This window comes from Streptomyces sp. NPDC052773 (assembly GCF_044547145.1).
Taxonomy (GTDB): Bacteria; Actinomycetota; Actinomycetes; order Streptomycetales; family Streptomycetaceae; genus Streptomyces.
In genome coordinates this window covers 130,753-146,440 of record NZ_JBITZX010000002.1, presented here as the reverse complement: position 1 = coordinate 146,440, position 15,688 = coordinate 130,753, and the positions used below count along the sequence as shown (strand labels likewise).

Annotated in this window: 17 protein-coding genes; 8 read left to right on the top strand and 9 right to left on the bottom strand. The window is 71.6% G+C overall.

What is annotated here, in order from left to right; all coding sequences use genetic code 11:
- Positions 1–23 precede the first annotated feature (23 nt).
- Complete coding sequence (locus ACIG0D_RS05785) at positions 24–587, bottom strand: ATP-binding protein (protein ID WP_399796486.1); 564 nt, start codon at positions 585–587, stop codon at positions 24–26.
- Positions 584–943 carry a hypothetical protein gene (locus ACIG0D_RS05780; RefSeq protein WP_399796485.1) on the bottom strand — a complete coding sequence of 120 codons (360 nt, stop codon included), beginning with the start codon at positions 941–943 and terminating at the stop codon, positions 584–586. The genes ACIG0D_RS05785 and ACIG0D_RS05780 overlap by 4 nt, the downstream gene beginning before the upstream one ends.
- Before the next feature lie 308 nt (positions 944–1,251).
- Between ACIG0D_RS05780 and ACIG0D_RS05775 the strand changes: the two genes are divergently transcribed.
- The 3 genes from ACIG0D_RS05775 to ACIG0D_RS05765 all read left to right on the top strand — a co-directional run bounded on the left by ACIG0D_RS05775 (position 1,252) and on the right by ACIG0D_RS05765 (position 3,057).
- Positions 1,252–2,130, top strand: coding sequence for a helix-turn-helix domain-containing protein (locus ACIG0D_RS05775; protein WP_399796483.1), 879 nt, complete (start codon positions 1,252–1,254; stop codon positions 2,128–2,130).
- The gene (locus ACIG0D_RS05770; RefSeq protein ID WP_399796481.1) at positions 2,127–2,333 is read left to right on the top strand and encodes a DUF397 domain-containing protein; all 207 of its coding nucleotides are present in this window, start codon (positions 2,127–2,129) and stop codon (positions 2,331–2,333) included. The genes ACIG0D_RS05775 and ACIG0D_RS05770 overlap by 4 nt, the downstream gene beginning before the upstream one ends.
- Positions 2,334–2,661: 328 nt before the next feature.
- Positions 2,662–3,057, top strand: coding sequence for a hypothetical protein (locus tag ACIG0D_RS05765; protein ID WP_399796480.1), 396 nt, complete (start codon positions 2,662–2,664; stop codon positions 3,055–3,057).
- Between the two features lie 293 nt (positions 3,058–3,350).
- Here the strand turns inward: ACIG0D_RS05765 and ACIG0D_RS05760 are convergent, their stop codons facing one another.
- From ACIG0D_RS05760 to ACIG0D_RS05735, 6 genes are all read right to left on the bottom strand, one after another.
- A complete protein-coding gene (locus ACIG0D_RS05760) occupies positions 3,351–3,530 on the bottom strand; it encodes a hypothetical protein (RefSeq protein ID WP_399796478.1) in 180 nt (59 codons plus the stop codon).
- A gap of 508 nt (positions 3,531–4,038) precedes the next feature.
- Entirely contained in the window at positions 4,039–5,013 is a 975-nt protein-coding gene (locus tag ACIG0D_RS05755) for an acyl-ACP desaturase (protein ID WP_399796476.1), read from the bottom strand.
- Between the two features lie 217 nt (positions 5,014–5,230).
- Complete coding sequence (gene ddaH, locus ACIG0D_RS05750; protein ID WP_399796475.1) at positions 5,231–6,007, bottom strand: dimethylargininase; 777 nt, start codon at positions 6,005–6,007, stop codon at positions 5,231–5,233.
- Between the two features lie 238 nt (positions 6,008–6,245).
- Positions 6,246–8,504, bottom strand: coding sequence for an ATP-binding cassette domain-containing protein (locus ACIG0D_RS05745; RefSeq protein ID WP_399796473.1), 2,259 nt, complete (start codon positions 8,502–8,504; stop codon positions 6,246–6,248).
- Between the two features lie 10 nt (positions 8,505–8,514).
- Positions 8,515–10,137, bottom strand: coding sequence for an ABC-F family ATP-binding cassette domain-containing protein (locus ACIG0D_RS05740; RefSeq protein WP_399796472.1), 1,623 nt, complete (start codon positions 10,135–10,137; stop codon positions 8,515–8,517).
- A 460-nt stretch (positions 10,138–10,597) separates the two neighbouring features.
- Positions 10,598–11,014, bottom strand: coding sequence for an SsgA family sporulation/cell division regulator (locus tag ACIG0D_RS05735; RefSeq protein ID WP_365762927.1), 417 nt, complete (start codon positions 11,012–11,014; stop codon positions 10,598–10,600).
- Between the two features lie 227 nt (positions 11,015–11,241).
- On the opposite strand from ACIG0D_RS05735, the gene ACIG0D_RS05730 reads away from it, so the two are divergent.
- The 4 genes from ACIG0D_RS05730 to mmpA all read left to right on the top strand — a co-directional run bounded on the left by ACIG0D_RS05730 (position 11,242) and on the right by mmpA (position 13,802).
- A complete protein-coding gene (locus tag ACIG0D_RS05730) occupies positions 11,242–12,426 on the top strand; it encodes a WD40/YVTN/BNR-like repeat-containing protein (RefSeq protein ID WP_399796471.1) in 1,185 nt (394 codons plus the stop codon).
- 70 nt (positions 12,427–12,496) lie between these two features.
- Positions 12,497–12,820, top strand: a complete 324-nt coding sequence (locus ACIG0D_RS05725) for a plasmid stabilization protein (RefSeq protein WP_399796470.1) — start codon at positions 12,497–12,499, stop codon at positions 12,818–12,820.
- Between the two features lie 51 nt (positions 12,821–12,871).
- Positions 12,872–13,570: an endonuclease V gene (locus ACIG0D_RS05720; protein WP_399796469.1), complete on the top strand. Its 699-nt coding sequence runs from the start codon at positions 12,872–12,874 to the stop codon at positions 13,568–13,570.
- Between the two features lie 85 nt (positions 13,571–13,655).
- Positions 13,656–13,802: a morphogenic membrane protein MmpA gene (mmpA, locus tag ACIG0D_RS05715; RefSeq protein WP_399796468.1), complete on the top strand. Its 147-nt coding sequence runs from the start codon at positions 13,656–13,658 to the stop codon at positions 13,800–13,802.
- A gap of 99 nt (positions 13,803–13,901) precedes the next feature.
- On the opposite strand, the gene ACIG0D_RS05710 is transcribed toward mmpA, so the two are convergent.
- Positions 13,902–15,080 carry a saccharopine dehydrogenase family protein gene (locus ACIG0D_RS05710; RefSeq protein WP_399796467.1) on the bottom strand — a complete coding sequence of 393 codons (1,179 nt, stop codon included), beginning with the start codon at positions 15,078–15,080 and terminating at the stop codon, positions 13,902–13,904.
- Positions 15,081–15,182: 102 nt separating this feature from the next.
- On the opposite strand from ACIG0D_RS05710, the gene ACIG0D_RS05705 reads away from it, so the two are divergent.
- Entirely contained in the window at positions 15,183–15,563 is a 381-nt protein-coding gene (locus tag ACIG0D_RS05705; protein WP_399796466.1) for an MmcQ/YjbR family DNA-binding protein, read from the top strand.
- The last annotated feature ends 125 nt before the right edge of the window (positions 15,564–15,688 follow it).

The following is a 15,688-nucleotide window of genomic DNA, read 5'->3' as shown; positions in this document are numbered from 1 at the left end:
GCCTCGTGATGCCTGCGGCCACCTCACGCGACCGCCAGCCCGTCCACGAACTGGAGCATCAACGCCGTGTCGGCCATGAGGTGCTGCTCTCCCATCCCGGTCAGAGACGCCGCCAGTACCGCTTCCGGCAACTCGATCGGCGCACCCACAAGCGACACGTCCGGGGGCTTGCCTACGCCCAGTTCCGCATACACGACCTTGCCGCCGGACGCGGGCGCCCACATGTCCCAGCGATCACTGATCGCGTCAACCAGCCACAACCCCCGCCCGCCTTCGGCGTTAGCGCTCGCCATGCGCTGGATGGGTAGCTTCGAGTTGGGGTCCCATACGTCCGTCACGATCGAACACCCCTGGACCCGCACCTGAATGCCAACCAGCGCCCCGTCAGGGTCGCGCGTCGGGCCATGACCGTGCCTGACGGCGTTGGTCACCAACTCGGAGATGATCAGCGTCGCGTCGTCGACTACGTCGTCCACGCCCCAGACCCCGAGCACGTGTGACACGAGCAATCGCCCGAGCGGCACCGCCTCGCGCGTCGCGGGCAACTTCACCGACGCCGCCCCGAGAGGGGCCGGGTACTCGCTCACCCCGCCATCACCCCTACCTCTTCCGCTGGGGCGACCACGGGCCGCCGCTGGCCCACGATCCAGACCCGGCCGCCGATCCGCGCGGCCAAGTCCTGGCACATGAACCGCGCCAGCGCCTCGCACGGGTTCATGTGCGACAGCGACGGAATCACGATGTCGTGGACCCCGAAGACCTGGCAGTCCCAGAGCAGTTCGCACCACACGCCCAAGCGTTGACCAGGCCGCTGGACCGCGAACACGTCCATGAGTGCGAAGCCGCGCCGACCCGCGAAGGCGGCCAGTCTGCGCCGCATGTGGGGTAAAGCGGCGGCGTCCATGCCCGGCACGCTTGCGTAGCCGTAGAGAGTCGGGGTCATCGGGTACGTCCTCTCGGTCGTTCAGGCCACACCAAAAGGCGGGGGCCACCTGCCGCGACGTGCGCACGGCGGCGCTGCGGGGATATCGACCCGAGCTGTCCCGCGAACCCCGTCACTCTCCCGAGGGCACGTTCAGCTCACGGCAACGATCCCGTCACGGCCCGTGCCAAGCTGAGCCCCAGCATGGCCCTGCATCGGGGTCTCGTGCAACCGGTTCGGATGCATCAGCTGCATTTGGGATTTGACTTGGCGATCCGACCCCGCGTGAGCCACACTCGGCCCTGACCCGCTCATGCACATGAAGGGATGTGAGCGTGATCGGAAAGCCACCGACGGTGCGCCGACGTCGTCTAGCAGCAGAGCTGCGACGGCTGCGGAAAGCCGCCGAGCTGAGTCACGAGGAGGTGACCGAACAGACCGGCATCAGCCGCACCACGCTCTATCGCATCGAAAGCGCCCGCGTGACGCCTCAGCCACGCACCGTGATCACGCTCCTGGACACGTACCGAGTGGGCGACGCTGAACGCGGCGAGATCATCGAACTCGCCAAGGTGGCAGATACTCAGGGGTGGACGCGGCCCTATCACGCCGACCTGCGCGAGTCGCTCACGGCCTACATCGCTTTCGAAGCCGAGGCATCTGGGGTCCGCAACTACCAGAGCTTGTTCATCCCCGGCCTGCTCCAGACCGAGCAGTACGCGCGCGCCGTAATCCCCGGCGTGTGGCCATCGGCCACCACCAAGGACATCGACCAGCACGTACAGGCACGCATGGAACGGCAGGCGCTGCTGACCAAGGACAACCCCCTCGACCTCACGGTCGTCATCGACGAGGCCGCCCTACGGCGCTGCGTCGGCGGACCCGCCGTCATGGCCGAGCAGATGCAGCGGCTGCAAGTGGCCGCCAAGCAGCCGCACGTCAGCGTGCAAGTCATCCCGTACGCGGTCGGTGCCCACCCCGGGATGCCGGGGAGCTTCAGCCTGCTCAGCTTCCCCGACCCCGACTATGACGAACTCGTATACATCGACTCTATGGCCGGTGATGTCTTCCTCGAATCCGAAGCCGACATCAGCCAGTACACCAACACCTTCAACACTCTTCGGGCGCTGGCACTCAGCCCCGACGACTCGCTCAGCATGATCGCGACAGCGATGCACGACCTGACGCGAGAACAGGAGACAGCATGAACACCGCCGCCGACCTCGCCAACGCCGCCTGGTTCACAAGCTCATACAGCAGCGGCCAAGGCGAATGCGTAGAGGTCGCGCGCCTGCCCGGCGCGGTCGCCGCCCGCGACAGCAAGAACCCCACCGGCCCGGTCCTGGTGTTCACGCAAGACGGCTGGGCCGACTTCGTCCGGGGCGTCAACGCCGAAGAGTTCCGCCCATAAGACAGACTCCCAAGCCGCCCCCGCTCCGTCACCGGAGCGGGGGCGCTGGCATATTCCGGCGGCATGGAACGCCCGAAGTGGCCGAAAACCCCCGCCCCAAGTGGCCAAGATCCGTCCATAATGGTCGCGTTCGAACACCTGACCTGCAACGCAGCATTCGCGCGCGGCATATGACCCCGGCGGAACCGGACATACCGCATCCGAACCGGCACAAGGCGTAGCGGGCCGCGAAACATCGGCGTTACGTTCGAATGACTCAACCGGCTGCATATATGCGCCGAAGTCCCCCACGGCGCAAGCGGCCTTGGAACCCACGAAGGGACACACCATGTCACGAACGATCCAGCGGGCGTCCGTGCTCGCCGCCACAGTGGCGGCGCTCGGCCTCGTCATCGCCGCCCCCGCCAGCGCGGACGGTGTCGGCACGCAGGCCGTGATCGGCACCGCCTACCCGCAGACCAACTTCATGGGTACGCCGACGGGAAGCTTCGACGACACCTCCGTGGGCTGCACGGACATCCCGAACCTCGACGAGGTCACCAGGGCACGCTCGGCGACGAACATCGCGCCCTCGACCGGGGAGACCATCCAGCTCTACGCGGACTCCCAATGCCTGGTCCTGGTGTCCACGATCACCCCCGGCCAGTCCGATGACGGCCTGGACGCGAACGGCGACCCGAACCAACTCGGCCTCGTCGGGGCGGTGGCCTACATCTCGCTCTGAGCTCGTGACGTCCGTCCGGGCACTTCGCCCGTACCTGCGGGTCGGTGCCGCCGCACTGAGCGCGGCCACGACGGATCACGGTCCGTCTAGTCTGTGCCGTGCCCGGCGGTTCGCGCGCAAAGCGCGGGCCGCCGGGCACGGCCTTCTTGTGCGGCACCACAACGGGGGAGCCGCAACGGCGCGGCGGACGCGCGACGGCGGCAAGCGACGACGGCGGGAGCGCGGCGGCAGGAGCGGCGGCAGGAGCGGCGGCGCGCTGTTACGAGGACCCGCGACGGGCGGTCAGCGAACCGTCAAACGCCGGGGCATCCCCCCGTATGGCCCCAGCCGGCGTCCAGCCGGTGCGGCACGGCAGGGGAGCCATCGGGCCCCGCGGGGAGCCCGACCCGCCGCCGCACCCGCGCGGCGTCCTCATCCTCGATCAGACTCAGGAGGAAGCCGACCGCGTGTTCCGACGTGCTGTTGTACGACATGGCGTGCATGATGCCGCAGTCCGAAGGGCCGGCGCACGGCCGATTCGCAGGGTGGGCGGGGACGGTGGGGTCGGTCGCCCGCGTGGGGCGTGCGGAGGGTTTCCCGCCGCCTGCTGGGGGAGGGGGAGCGGCGTCGACGCGTTCGGCCTCCGGCGGGGACGGCTCGGGGGTTCGGCCTTCCGCGCGGTGACGCCTCCGGCGCTTCACCCTCCCGCGTCCCGCGTGGAGCGGCCTCGGGGGTTTCCGCCGCCCCCTGGGGGAGGGGTGCCCGATGGGACAAGCCCGCACCGGAGGAGGGCGCCCCGACGCCTTCGCCGCCCGCGCGTCTACATCCCCGACGGGTCAGCGGCCCCGCCCGGCTACATCCCGGACGGGTCAGCCGCCCGTGCGGGGGCGCCCCGACAGGGCTTCAGCCGTCCAGGCGGGGCACCCCGACAGAGCTTCAGCCGTCCAGGCGGGGCACCCCGACAGGGCTTCAGCCGTCCAGGCGGGGCACCCCGACAGGCCTTCAGCCGCCCGCGCGGGCCGCCATGCGGGCCTTGCGGGCCGCCAGCTTCTCGTCGAACTTCGAGGCCTCCGCATCCAGGCCGTCCAGGAAGAGGCCCAGCTCCTCCTGGGCCTGCCGGCCCTCGGGGCCGAGGCCGTCGATCTCCAGGACCTTCAGGAACCGCAGCACGGGCTGGAGGACGTCGTCGTGGTGGATCCGGAGGTTGTAGATCTCGCCGATGGCCATCTGCGCGGCGGCCCGCTCGAAGCCGGGGATGCCGTGACCGGGCATACGGAAGTTCACGACCACGTCCCGCACCGCCTGCATCGTCAGGTCGGGGGCCAGCTCGAAGGCCGCCTTGAGCAGGTTCCGGTAGAAGACCATGTGCAGGTTCTCGTCGGTCGCGATGCGCGCCAGCATCCGGTCGCAGACCGGGTCACCGGACTGGTGACCGGTGTTGCGGTGCGAGATACGGGTCGCGAGCTCCTGGAAGGCGACGTAGGCGATCGAGTGCAGCATCGAGTGCCGGTTGTCGGACTCGAAGCCCTCGCTCATGTGGGCCATCCGGAACTGCTCCAGCTTGTCCGGGTCCACCGCGCGGGAGGTGAGGAGGTAGTCGCGCATGACGATGCCGTGGCGGCCCTCCTCGGCGGTCCAGCGGTGCACCCAGGTGCCCCACGCGCCGTCGCGGCCGAAGAGGGTGGCGATCTCGTGGTGGTAGCTGGGCAGGTTGTCCTCGGTCAGAAGGTTCACCACCAGCGCGATCCGGCCGACCTCGGTGACCTTGGACTGCTCCTTGTCCCAGGCCTCACCGTCCTCGAACAGGCCGGGGAAGTTCCGGCCGTCCGACCACGGCACGTACTCGTGCGGCATCCAGTCCTTGACGACCTTCAGATGGCGGTTAAGTTCCTTCTCGACCACTTCCTCCAGGGCGTACAGCAGCCGGGCGTCGGTCCAGACGGAAGGGCTGCCGAGATGGGGGGAGGTGATCGTCACGGGTACTCCAGGGGGACGGGCTTCTACGTACAGTGGGCCGGCGGGCGGCACCAGAACCTACGGAATCGTAGGCTACGAATCCGTAGGTTACGACTCCGTAGGTTAAGGGCGCTGTAAAGACCGCTGATCAGACCCGCTTCCCAAGCGACGCCCCGGTGTGCACGAGAGCCCCGGGACCCGCAGGTCCCGGGGCTCGAGCGGTGAATCCGCCAGCCGGTCAGGCGTACAGCTCACGCAGCCGCACCGAGAGACATGTCACACAGCCCTCGAGCTTCTCGAACTCGCCGATGTCCACCACGACCGGCTCGTAGCCGAGGTCCGCGAACAGCTCGGCCGTCTTCGGCGCGCTGGCCGCCATCAGCAGCTTGTGACCGCCGAGCAGCACCACATGGGACCCGGACTCCTCCGGCACGTGCAGAAAGCGCCCGAACAGCGACGGCGTGTCCATCAGCGGGATGTGCCCGATCACCGTCCCGTCGGGCAGCGCCGTGACCGCGGACTTCAGGTGCAGCACCTTGCTCACCGGCACGGACACCACCCGCGCGCCCAGCGGCTCGAACGCGGCCCGCAGCTGCTGCACGCCGACCGCGTTGGTACGCCCGCCCCGGCCGACGTAGATCGTGTCACCGATCTTCAGGACGTCGCCGCCGTCCAGCGTGCCGGGCTCCCAGATCCAGTTCACCGAGCAGCCGAGGCTCGCCACGGTCTCCTCGACGGCGATGGTCTCGGCACGGCGGGACTGCGCGCCGGGCCGGGTGATCAGGGCGACGTTCTTGTACATGACCACGGTGTCCTCGACGAACACCGAGTCGGGGCAGTCGTCGGCCGGATCGACCTCGATGGTCTCCCAGCCGTGGGCGCGCAGCGCCTCGACGTACGCCTCCCACTGCTTCACCGCGCGGTCGAAATCGACCTCCGTACGTGCGACGTGCGTGACGAGGCCTTCGGCCAGGCGGGGGCTCGGGCGGCGGATGAGGGCCTTCTTGCTGGGCACGGGGGTCTCCGTATCGGATGGGTGTTTCCGGTCGTGGCCGAAACCCGTCGGGGTGTCGGCGCACATCATGCAGGCCCATTGTCGGAGAGGACGGCGCGGACCGGTGCGCACGGGGTCCGTGTGACCGTCCCGGCGCCCCACGCGGCCGACGCCCCGGCGCCGCGCGGCCGAGGCGTTCGACCTTGCGTACGAGGAGACCGCCCGGGCCTCGACCGGCCCCTCACGGCCCGGTCCCGACTCACCGCACACCCACCACCCGCCGCAGATGTTCACCGGTGAACGACCCTTCGGCGGCCAGCAGCTCGCGCGGTGTCCCCTCGAACACCACCCGCCCGCCGTCCCGGCCGCCGTCCGGGCCGAGGTCGACGACCCAGTCGGCGTGGGCCACCACGTCCAGGTTGTGCTCGACGACCACGACCGTGTTGCCCGCGTCGACCAGCCGGTCCAGCAGCGAGAGCAGTCCGTCGACGTCCGACATGTGCAGCCCGGTCGTCGGCTCGTCCAGGACGTAGATCGCCCCGGTGCGGTGCAGCCGGGTCGCGAGCTTGATCCGCTGCCGCTCGCCGCCGGAGAGCGTCGACAGGGGCTGGCCGAGGGTCAGATAGGTGAGACCGACGTCGCGCAGGGCGCGCAGCCGCCGCCGTACGCCGGAATCGTCGAAGAAGTCCAGGGCCTGCTCGGCGGTCATCTCCAGGACGTCGGCGACGGAACGGCCGCCGACCGTCAGCCGCAGCACCTCCTCCCGGAACCGCCGCCCCTCGCACACATGGCACGTGGTCGTCACCGGGTCCATGAAGGCCAGGTCCGTGTAGATCACCCCGCGGCCCTCGCAGGTGTCGCAGGCGCCGGCCGAGTTGAAGCTGAACAGGCCCGGGTCGGCGCCCGTCTCCCGGGCGAAGATCCGCCGTACGGTGTCCATCACCCCCAGGTAGGTCGCGGGCGTCGACCGCGCGGAGATGCCGATGGACGACTGGTCGACCACGACGGCCTCCGGATGCGCCTCGGTCAGCTCCGCGACCAGCGTGCTCTTGCCGGAGCCGGCGACCCCGGTCACCGCGGTGAGCACCCCGGCCGGGAAGCGCACGGTGACGTCCCACAGGTTGTGCCGGTCCGCGCCCTTGACCCACAGTTCGCCGCTCGCCGCGCGGGTGCGCTCCTTCACCTTCGTACGGCGTCCCAGGCACCGCCCGGTCAGCGTCCCGGACGCGGCCAGCTCGCGCGGAGTGCCCTCGAACACCACCCGCCCGCCGCCGGTGCCCGCGCGGGGGCCCATGTCGACCACGTGGTCGGCGATGGCGATCACGTCCGGGTCGTGCTCCACGACCAGCACGGTGTTGCCCTTGTCGCGCAGCCGCAGCAGCAGATCGCCGAGGCGGCCGACATCGCGTGGGTGCAGTCCGACGCTCGGCTCGTCGAAGATGTACGTCATCCCGGTCAGGCTGGAGCCCAGGTGCCGCACGGTCTTCAGCCGCTGCCCCTCGCCGCCGGAGAGGGTGGCGGTCTCCCGGTCGAGGCTGAGATAGCCGAGGCCGATCGCCTCGATGCGCTCCAGGGCGGCGACGGCGGCGCCCGCGATCGGCCGGGCCACCGGGTCGTCGATCTCCCGCAGGACCCCGATCAGATCGCCGACCTGCATGTGGGTGCAGTCCGCGATGGACAGCCCGTTGATCCGGGTGGCGAGCGCGGCGGCGTTCAGCCGTGCCCCGTGGCACTCCGGGCAGGTGTCCTCCACCAGGAAGCGCGCGACCAGATCGCGGGTCTTCTGGCTGAGCGCGGACAGGTCCCGCTTCAGATACAGCCGTTCGAACCGGTCGGCCAGGCCCTCGTAGTCGTGGGCCCAGGAGCCGCCCGAGCCCTCGATGGTGACCGTCGCGCCGCGCCCGCGCAGCAGGAACTCCCGCTCGGCGCCGGTGAACTCGCCGACCGGCTTGCGCGCGTCCAGTTCGGTGGCGTTGGTGTACGTCTTCCCGTGCCAGGTGCCCGGGGCGAACGGCGGGAACCGGATCGCCCCGTCCGCCAGTGACCTGGCGGGGTCGAGGATGCGGTCCCAGGCGGGCTGCACGGTCCGGCCCAGCCCGTCGCAGCGCGGGCACATGCCCGACGGGTCGTTGAACGAGTACGCCGTCGCGGGACCCGCGCTGGGCGTGCCGTGCCGGGAGAACAGCACCCGCAGGACCGAGTAGACGTCGGTCATGGTGCCGACCGTGGACCGCGAGTGACCCCCGATCGGCCGCTGGTCGACGACGATCGCGGGCGACAGGTCCCGCAACGCGTCCGCCTGCGGCTGCTCGTACTTCGGCAGCCGGTTGCGCACGAACCAGCTGAACGTCTCGTTGAGCTGGCGCTGCGACTCGACCGCGATCGTGTCGAACACGACCGACGACTTCCCCGATCCCGAAACGCCGGTGAACACGGTCAGCCGGCCTTTCGGGATGCGCAGGGTGACGTCCTTGAGGTTGTTCTCCCGGGCTCCGACGATGGTGATGAACTCGCTCATGCCTTCGAAGCTAGGCGGGATACCCGACAGCTTCTGGCGTGATTTCCGTGAGTTCCCCGTCCAGCATCAGCCAGCGCGTGATGCCGATGGACTCCAGGAACGGCAGGTCGTGGCTGGCCACGATCAGCGCCCCCTCGTACGACTCCAGGGCGGTGACGAGCTGGCGTACGCTCGCCATGTCCAGGTTGTTCGTCGGCTCGTCCAGCATCAGCAGCTGCGGCGCCGGTTCCGCCAGCATCAGCGCGGCCAGCGCAGCCCGGAAGCGTTCGCCGCCGGACAGGGTGGCCGCCTTCTGGTCGGCGCGCGCGCCCCGGAACAGGAAGCGGGCCAGCCGCGCCCGGATCCGGTTGTTGGTGGCGCCCGGCGCGAACCGGGCCACGTTCTCGGCGACGGTCAGCTCGCCGTCGAGGACGTCCAGGCGTTGCGGCAGGAACCGCAGCGGGACGTGCGCCGTCGCCTCGCCCGACACCGGCGTCAGCTCGCCCGCGATGGTGCGCAGCAGCGTCGTCTTGCCCGCGCCGTTGCGGCCGATCAGCGCGATCCGCTCCGGGCCGTACAGATCGAAACCACCCGCCACGCGCGCGCCGTACGCCAGTTCCAGCTCGCGCAGGGTGAGCACGCCGCGGCCCGGCGGTACGGCGGTGTGCGGCAGGTCGACGCGGATCTCGTCGTCGTCCCGTACGGCCTCCACCGCCTCGTCGAGCCGTTCCCGGGCCTCGGCGAGCTTCTCCTCGTGCATGATGCGGTGCTTGCCGGCCGAGATCTGGGCCTGCCGCTTGCGCTCGCTCATGATGATCTTGGGCTCACGCTTGTTGTCCCACATCTTCTGCCCGTACCGCTTGCGGCGGGCCAGCTTGACCTGGGCGTCGGCCAACTCCCGTTTCTGCTTGCGGAAGTCGGCCTCGGCGACCCGCACCATGCGCTCGGCCGCCTCCTGTTCGACGGCCAGCGCCTCCTCGTACGCCGAGAAGTTCCCGCCGTACCAGGCGATCTCCCCGGAGCGCAGATCGGCGATCTGGTCGACGCGTTCGAGGAGTTCGCGGTCGTGGCTGACCACGACCATCACGCCCGGCCAGGACGCGACGGCCGCGTACAGCCGCCGCCGCGCGTACAGGTCGAGGTTGTTCGTCGGCTCGTCCAGCAGCAGCACGTCCGGGCGGCGCAGCAGCAGCGCGGCCAGCCGCAGCAGCACCGACTCGCCGCCGGACACCTCACCGGTGGTGCGGTCGAGGTCGATGTGGCCGAGTCCGAGTTCGCCGAGGGTGGCCAGGGCGCGCTCCTCGACGTCCCAGTCGTCGCCGACCGTCTCGAAGTGCTCCTCGGACGCGTCGCCGGCCTCGATGGCGTGCAGGGCGGCGCGCCGCTCGGCGATGCCCAGCGCCTGGTCGACCCGCAGGGTGGTGTCGAGCGTGACGTTCTGCGGGAGGTAGCCGATCTCGCCCGCGATTCGCACGGTGCCGTCGGTCGGGGTCAGCTCACCGGCCATCAGCTTCAACAGGGTGGACTTACCGGACCCGTTGACGCCGACGAGCCCGGTGCGGCCGGGGCCGAAGGAGGCGTCGAGGCCGTCGAAGACGGAGGTGCCGTCGGGCCAGGTGAAGGACAGGGAGGTACAGGTGAGGAATGAATGCACAAGGGCCTCGCGGTTGCGTGATGCGGTCAGGGGCAACGCGTGTCGAGACACCGGGGAGCGGCGACCGTCGGAGGGGTCCGTGAAGGGCGGCAGGCCGGAGGTGGAATCCGGGGGGCCCTGTTCGTCGGCCAGAATGATGGGGACGCTTGGAACGCCTGGACTGGCTGGACGGCTCGACTGCCGAGGTCGCACGCGACGTACACACCTGTGTGTGGTGTGTGACGCGGTGTCTCAGGACCTCAGAGGAGCAACGTCCTTCTCCAATCGACGGCAACAGAACGCTGTACACCGTACGAGCGGCCGTCGGAGGGTGTCAACGCATTTACCGGCCGCCCGCGCGCGCGTCCCCCGCGCCGCGGGGGAGCCGCCGGGCGCGGGTACGGCGAGGGTGCGGCGCGAGTGCGACGCGGGTACCGCGGGACCGCTTCGGCTCGCGGGCCGCGTCACGGTGCGGACCGCCTCAGCAGGCGTCCCGCATCAGCACCGCCAGATCGTGGTCCAGGTCGAGATACGCGTCCTCAAGACCCTCCGGCACCAGGCGGCGCGTCGCCTCCAGGAAGCGGCGCACGTCGGCCGAGCGGACGTGCACCACGGCGGTGCCCTCCGGAGCGTGGAACTCCAGGACGGTGCGGTCGTAGCCGTACGGCCGGACCCGGACGTCCCCCTGGCCCTCGGGGCCTTCCTGACCGGCCGCGAGGAGTTCGCGGGAGAAGGTCCAGCAGACCTCCACGCCCTCCAGGGTGGCCTGGGCGGGGAAGGTCATCCGGACGGCGAACGGATCGCGCCGGTCGTAGTACAGCGTGGCCGGGATGTTCGGCATCCGCGGCGCGGCGGCGACGAGGCGGGCCTCGACGGGCTGCTCGATAACGGTGGACAACGCCTTGCTCCCTTGTGACGGCCGGACGGACTTCCGGGGATGAGGCCGGGCACAGGGAGAGACGCCGGAATCGGCGCGTCCGTGCATCTCCGTGCCGAGTGACCTCCGTCACCGTGTTCCATCCCGGCCGTGATTCAGTCATACGGATGTGCCGCGCGGTGCCTCATGTGGGAACCCCGGGGAGGCCCTCTGGACGCCCCCTCGGAGGTCCGCTAGCTTCGCCCGCCATGAGGCGCTGGGGGAGCACGCGACGCACGGTACCCGCGGTACGGGCCGACCGAGGGGCAGGCGCGGTACGGGCCGAACGAGGGGCAGGGACGGGGCGTGGTGGACGGGCACCCGCGGTGATCGCCGCCGTCGCGGCACTGGCGGCGCTCACGAGCGCCGCCCCCGCGCGGGCCCACGACACGGCCCCGACGACCCCGCCCCGGTCCTCGTCCTGGTCCTGGTCCCTGAAGGACACCGGCACCACCGACGTGCGCTTCCGCGGCCTCGCCGCCGTAGGCCGGGACGTCGCCTGGGTGTCCGGCACCGGCGGAACGGTCCTGCGGACCACCGACGGGGGAGCGAGCTGGCGGAACGTCTCGCCGCCCGGCGCCACTGGCCTCCAGTTCCGGGACATCGAGGCGTTCGACGCGCGGCGGGCGGTGGTGCTGGCCATCGGCGAGGGCGAGGCCTCCCGCGTGTACCGCACGGACGACGGCGGAGCGACCTGGACGGAGTCCTTCCGCAACACCGACCCGCGCGCCTTCTACGACTGCATGACGTTCTTCGACCGCCGCCACGGCCTGGCGATGAGCGACCCGGTGGACGGCAGATTCCGCATCCTGTCCACCCGCGACGGCGGCCGGTCCTGGACGGTGCTGCCCGACGCGGGCATGCCGCCCGCCCTGGAGGGCGAGGCCGGGTTCGCGGCGAGCGGCCAGTGCCTGGTCACCTCCGGCCCGCGGGACGTGTGGCTGGCCACCGGCGGGGCCGCACGCGCGCGCGTGCTGCACTCCGGGGACCGCGGCCTGACCTGGACGGCCACCGACACCCCGCTCCCGGCCGGCGACCCGGCCCGCGGCGTCTTCGCGCTCGCCTTCCGCGACCGCTCCCACGGCCTCGCGGTCGGCGGCGACTACCGAGCCGACCAGACGGCACCCCGCGCCGCGGCGCACACCGCCGACGGCGGCCGGACCTGGCGCCCCGCGGCAGCGGCACCGCCCGCCTACCGCTCGGGCGTCGCCTGGCTCCCGCACCACCGCTCCGCCGCCCTCGCCGTCGGCCCCACCGGCACCGACCTCACCACGGACGCCGGCCGCACCTGGCGCACGGTCGACGCCGGCTCGTACGACACCGTGGACTGCGCGGCGGACGGCGGCTGCTGGGCCTCGGGGGAGAAGGGCCGCGTGGCACGCCTGGAGCAGTGAGCGCGCGGGTGGGCCCATTCGTTGGCAATGTGGGTACCCGTTCACTCATCGTGAAAGGAAGTGAGCGGACATGCCTCGCGGTTCGAGCTCCAAACGGGAGCGCCAGTACGAGCACATCAAGAAGAGCGCCGAGGACCGGGGCGAGAGCACCGGGCGGGCCAAGGAGATCGCGGCGCGCACGGTGAACAAGGAACGCGCCCGCTCCGGCGAGTCCAAGACCGCCAGCCGTACCTCCACACAGGACATGTCGTCGTCCAAGCGGGGCGGCCAGCGCTCCGGCAAGGGCTCCCAGGGGCCCACCTACGACCAGCTGTACCAGGAGGCCAAGAAGCGCAACATCCATGGCCGTTCGGACATGAACAAGGCGCAGTTGCAGCGCGCGCTCGGCAAGTGAGCCGTACCGCCGGCCCGCGCGGGCGGCCGGCGCCGTACGCTCGTCGCCACCATGACGATCGTACGCATTCCCGCGGGCTGGCCCGCGACCGAGGAAGAGGCCCGCGCCGTCCAGGACGAGCTGCGGGCGCGGGTGGTGCTGGACGAGCCGGGGCCGCCGCCCGGCACCGGACACGTCACGGGGGTCGACGTCGCCTATGACGACGAGCGGGACGTCGTCGCGGCGGCGGCCGTGGTCCTGGACGCGGCGACCCTGGACGTCGTCGCCGAGGCCACGGCCGCCGGCCGGATCTCCTTCCCGTACGTTCCGGGCCTGCTCGCCTTCCGCGAGATCCCGACCGTGCTCGCCGCCCTGGACGCGCTCCCGTGCCCGCCCGGTCTCGTCGTCTGCGACGGCTACGGCCTCGCCCACCCCCGCCGCTTCGGCCTCGCCAGCCACCTCGGCGTACTCACCGGCCTGCCGACGATCGGCGTCGCCAAGAACCCCTTCACCTTCACCTACGACGAACCGGGCACCCCGCGCGGAGCCTCGACACCCCTCCGCGCGGACGACGAGGAAGTAGGCCGCGCCCTGCGCACCCGCGACGACGTCAAGCCCGTCTTCGTCTCCGTCGGCCACCGCGTGAGCCTCGACAACGCCTGCGCGCACACCCTGGCACTCACCCCCCGCTACCGCCTCCCCGAAACCACCCGCAAGGCCGACGCGTTGTGCCGCAGGGCGCTGCGCGAGGCGACGGGGGTCCAGAGCTGACGCGTACGCGCGTCCGGACGCTGAGTACGTCGCCTGAGTACCCGTACGGATGTGCCCGCGCCGCCCCCGTCGGCAGGCTTGCCGCATGACTTCGCACCGTGCTCCCAAGCCGCTCACCGACCCCCACCGCCCCATCGAGCGTGCCGTGACGGTCGCGCTCGTCCTCGCCACGCTCGCGGGTCTCGCGTGGATCGCCGGGATGGTCTACACGGTCGCGGAGTGGCCGTGGTAGGCAGACGCCGACGGGGTGCGGTCGCGCGCCGGTTGATCGGCGCGCGACCGCATCGCCTGCGCGAGCAGCGGGCATCCCCGGCCGCGGGCGGGTGCCGTCTCAGCGGCGGGCCGCCACCCGGAAGGTGATTCCCGCCGCGCGCAGCCGTTCGGTCAGTGCGTCGCCCATCGCCACCGCCGTGGTGACCTGGCCGGAGGTCGGCGGCAGGTCGTCGAAGGCGAGGCAGAGGGCCGACTCGGCGAAGATCTTCGCCGTCTCGTCGTAGCCGGGGTCTCCGCCGGAGACTTCGGTGAACACCCGCCGGCCGGCGCCCTCGCCGACGAAGCGCACCGAGAACCAGCTCCGCGCCCGCTTCTCGGCGCTCGGCCCGTCACCCGGCTTCAGCCGGTCGGACAGCCAGCGCCGCGCGGGCGGCACCTGGGCCGCCGCGAACAGCGCGCCGACGGCCGCCGCCCCGCCGACCGCTACCGGCAGCCGTCGCACGGCGGCGTAGTGCCGGTAGCGGAAGTCGGGCCCGTAGCGCTCCAGGGCCTTGGCCGAACGGCGCACGATCTGCGGATCGATGGTCGGCAGCGGCAGCGCCCAGGCGCCGACCTCCGGCGCGAACCGCGGACCGCCGGTCGGGGTGACCGCGCGGCGCCCCACCAGCCGCGGCTCGTGCCGGCGCCGGTCCCGCGCGGCGGCGACCATCTGCCGGCCGCGCGCGAACTGGTTCAGCGCGGAGGCGAACGTGCCGCCGGAGAAGGCCGCGTCCACCCGCACGAACCCGTCCACGGTCAGCGGCACCCCCTCCGGCAGCTGCCGGACCGTGAAGTACACGCCCAGATCGTGCGGCACCGAGTCGAAGCCGCACGCGTGCACCAGCCGCGCGCCGGTCTCCCGCGCGCGTGCGTCGTGCCGGACGTACATCAGGTCCACGAACTCCGGCTCGCCGGTCAGGTCGAGATAGTCCGCGCCGGTGTCCGCGCAGGCCGCGACCAGTTCCTCGCCGTACGTCACGTACGGGCCGACCGTCGTGGCCACCACGCGCGCGTGCTCCGCGAGCCGGCGCAGCGAGGCCGGGTCGGCGACGTCCGCCACCAGGACGCCGATCTCCGCGCCGCCGGGCAGCCGTTCGCGCAGCCGGTGCAGCTTGTCCTCGCTGCGGCCCGCGACGGCCCAGCGCAGCCCCTCGGGCGCGTGCGCGGCCAGGTACTCCGCGGTGAGCGTCCCGACGAACCCGGTCGCCCCGAAGAGCACGATGTCGTACGGACGGTCCGCCCTGTTCAGCCTGCTCATGACACCTCTCGCTCACCATCGAGCCTCGCAGCCCGCGCCGCTGTCGGTGGCTGAGGCTAGCGTGAGGGGTGCGAAGCCCGACGACGAGCCCGGAGGTGGACCATGGCGGTGGCCGCGCATGCCCTGAAGAAGTGGGAGAAAGTACGCGAGTTCGCCCTCTCCCTCCCGGGCGCCGCCGAGGAGTTCCCCTGGGGCGAGTCCGTCGCCAAGGTCAACAAGAAGGTTTTCGTCTTCCTCGGCGTCGACGACGGCAGCTATCCCCTCGGCGTCACCGTCAAGCTCACGGACGACACCGCCCACGCGCACGCCCTGACCGCCCCGGGCGCCGAGCCCGCCGGCTACGGCCTCGGCAAGGCGGGCTGGGTCAGCATCCCCCTGGAGCCCAAGGGTTCACCCCCGGCCGAGCTGCTGTGCGACTGGGTGGAGGAGAGCTACCGCGCGATCGCCCCGAAGCGGCTGATAGCGGACCTGGACGGCCGCTGAAGCCCGAGGCCGCCACGCGCGGCCGTGCAGCGGCCCCGCACAACCCTCCGCGCGACCGCCCGCCCGACGCCGCCGTCCCCGGTCGGCCCGACGCCGCCGTCCCCGGCCGGCCCGACGCCGCCGTC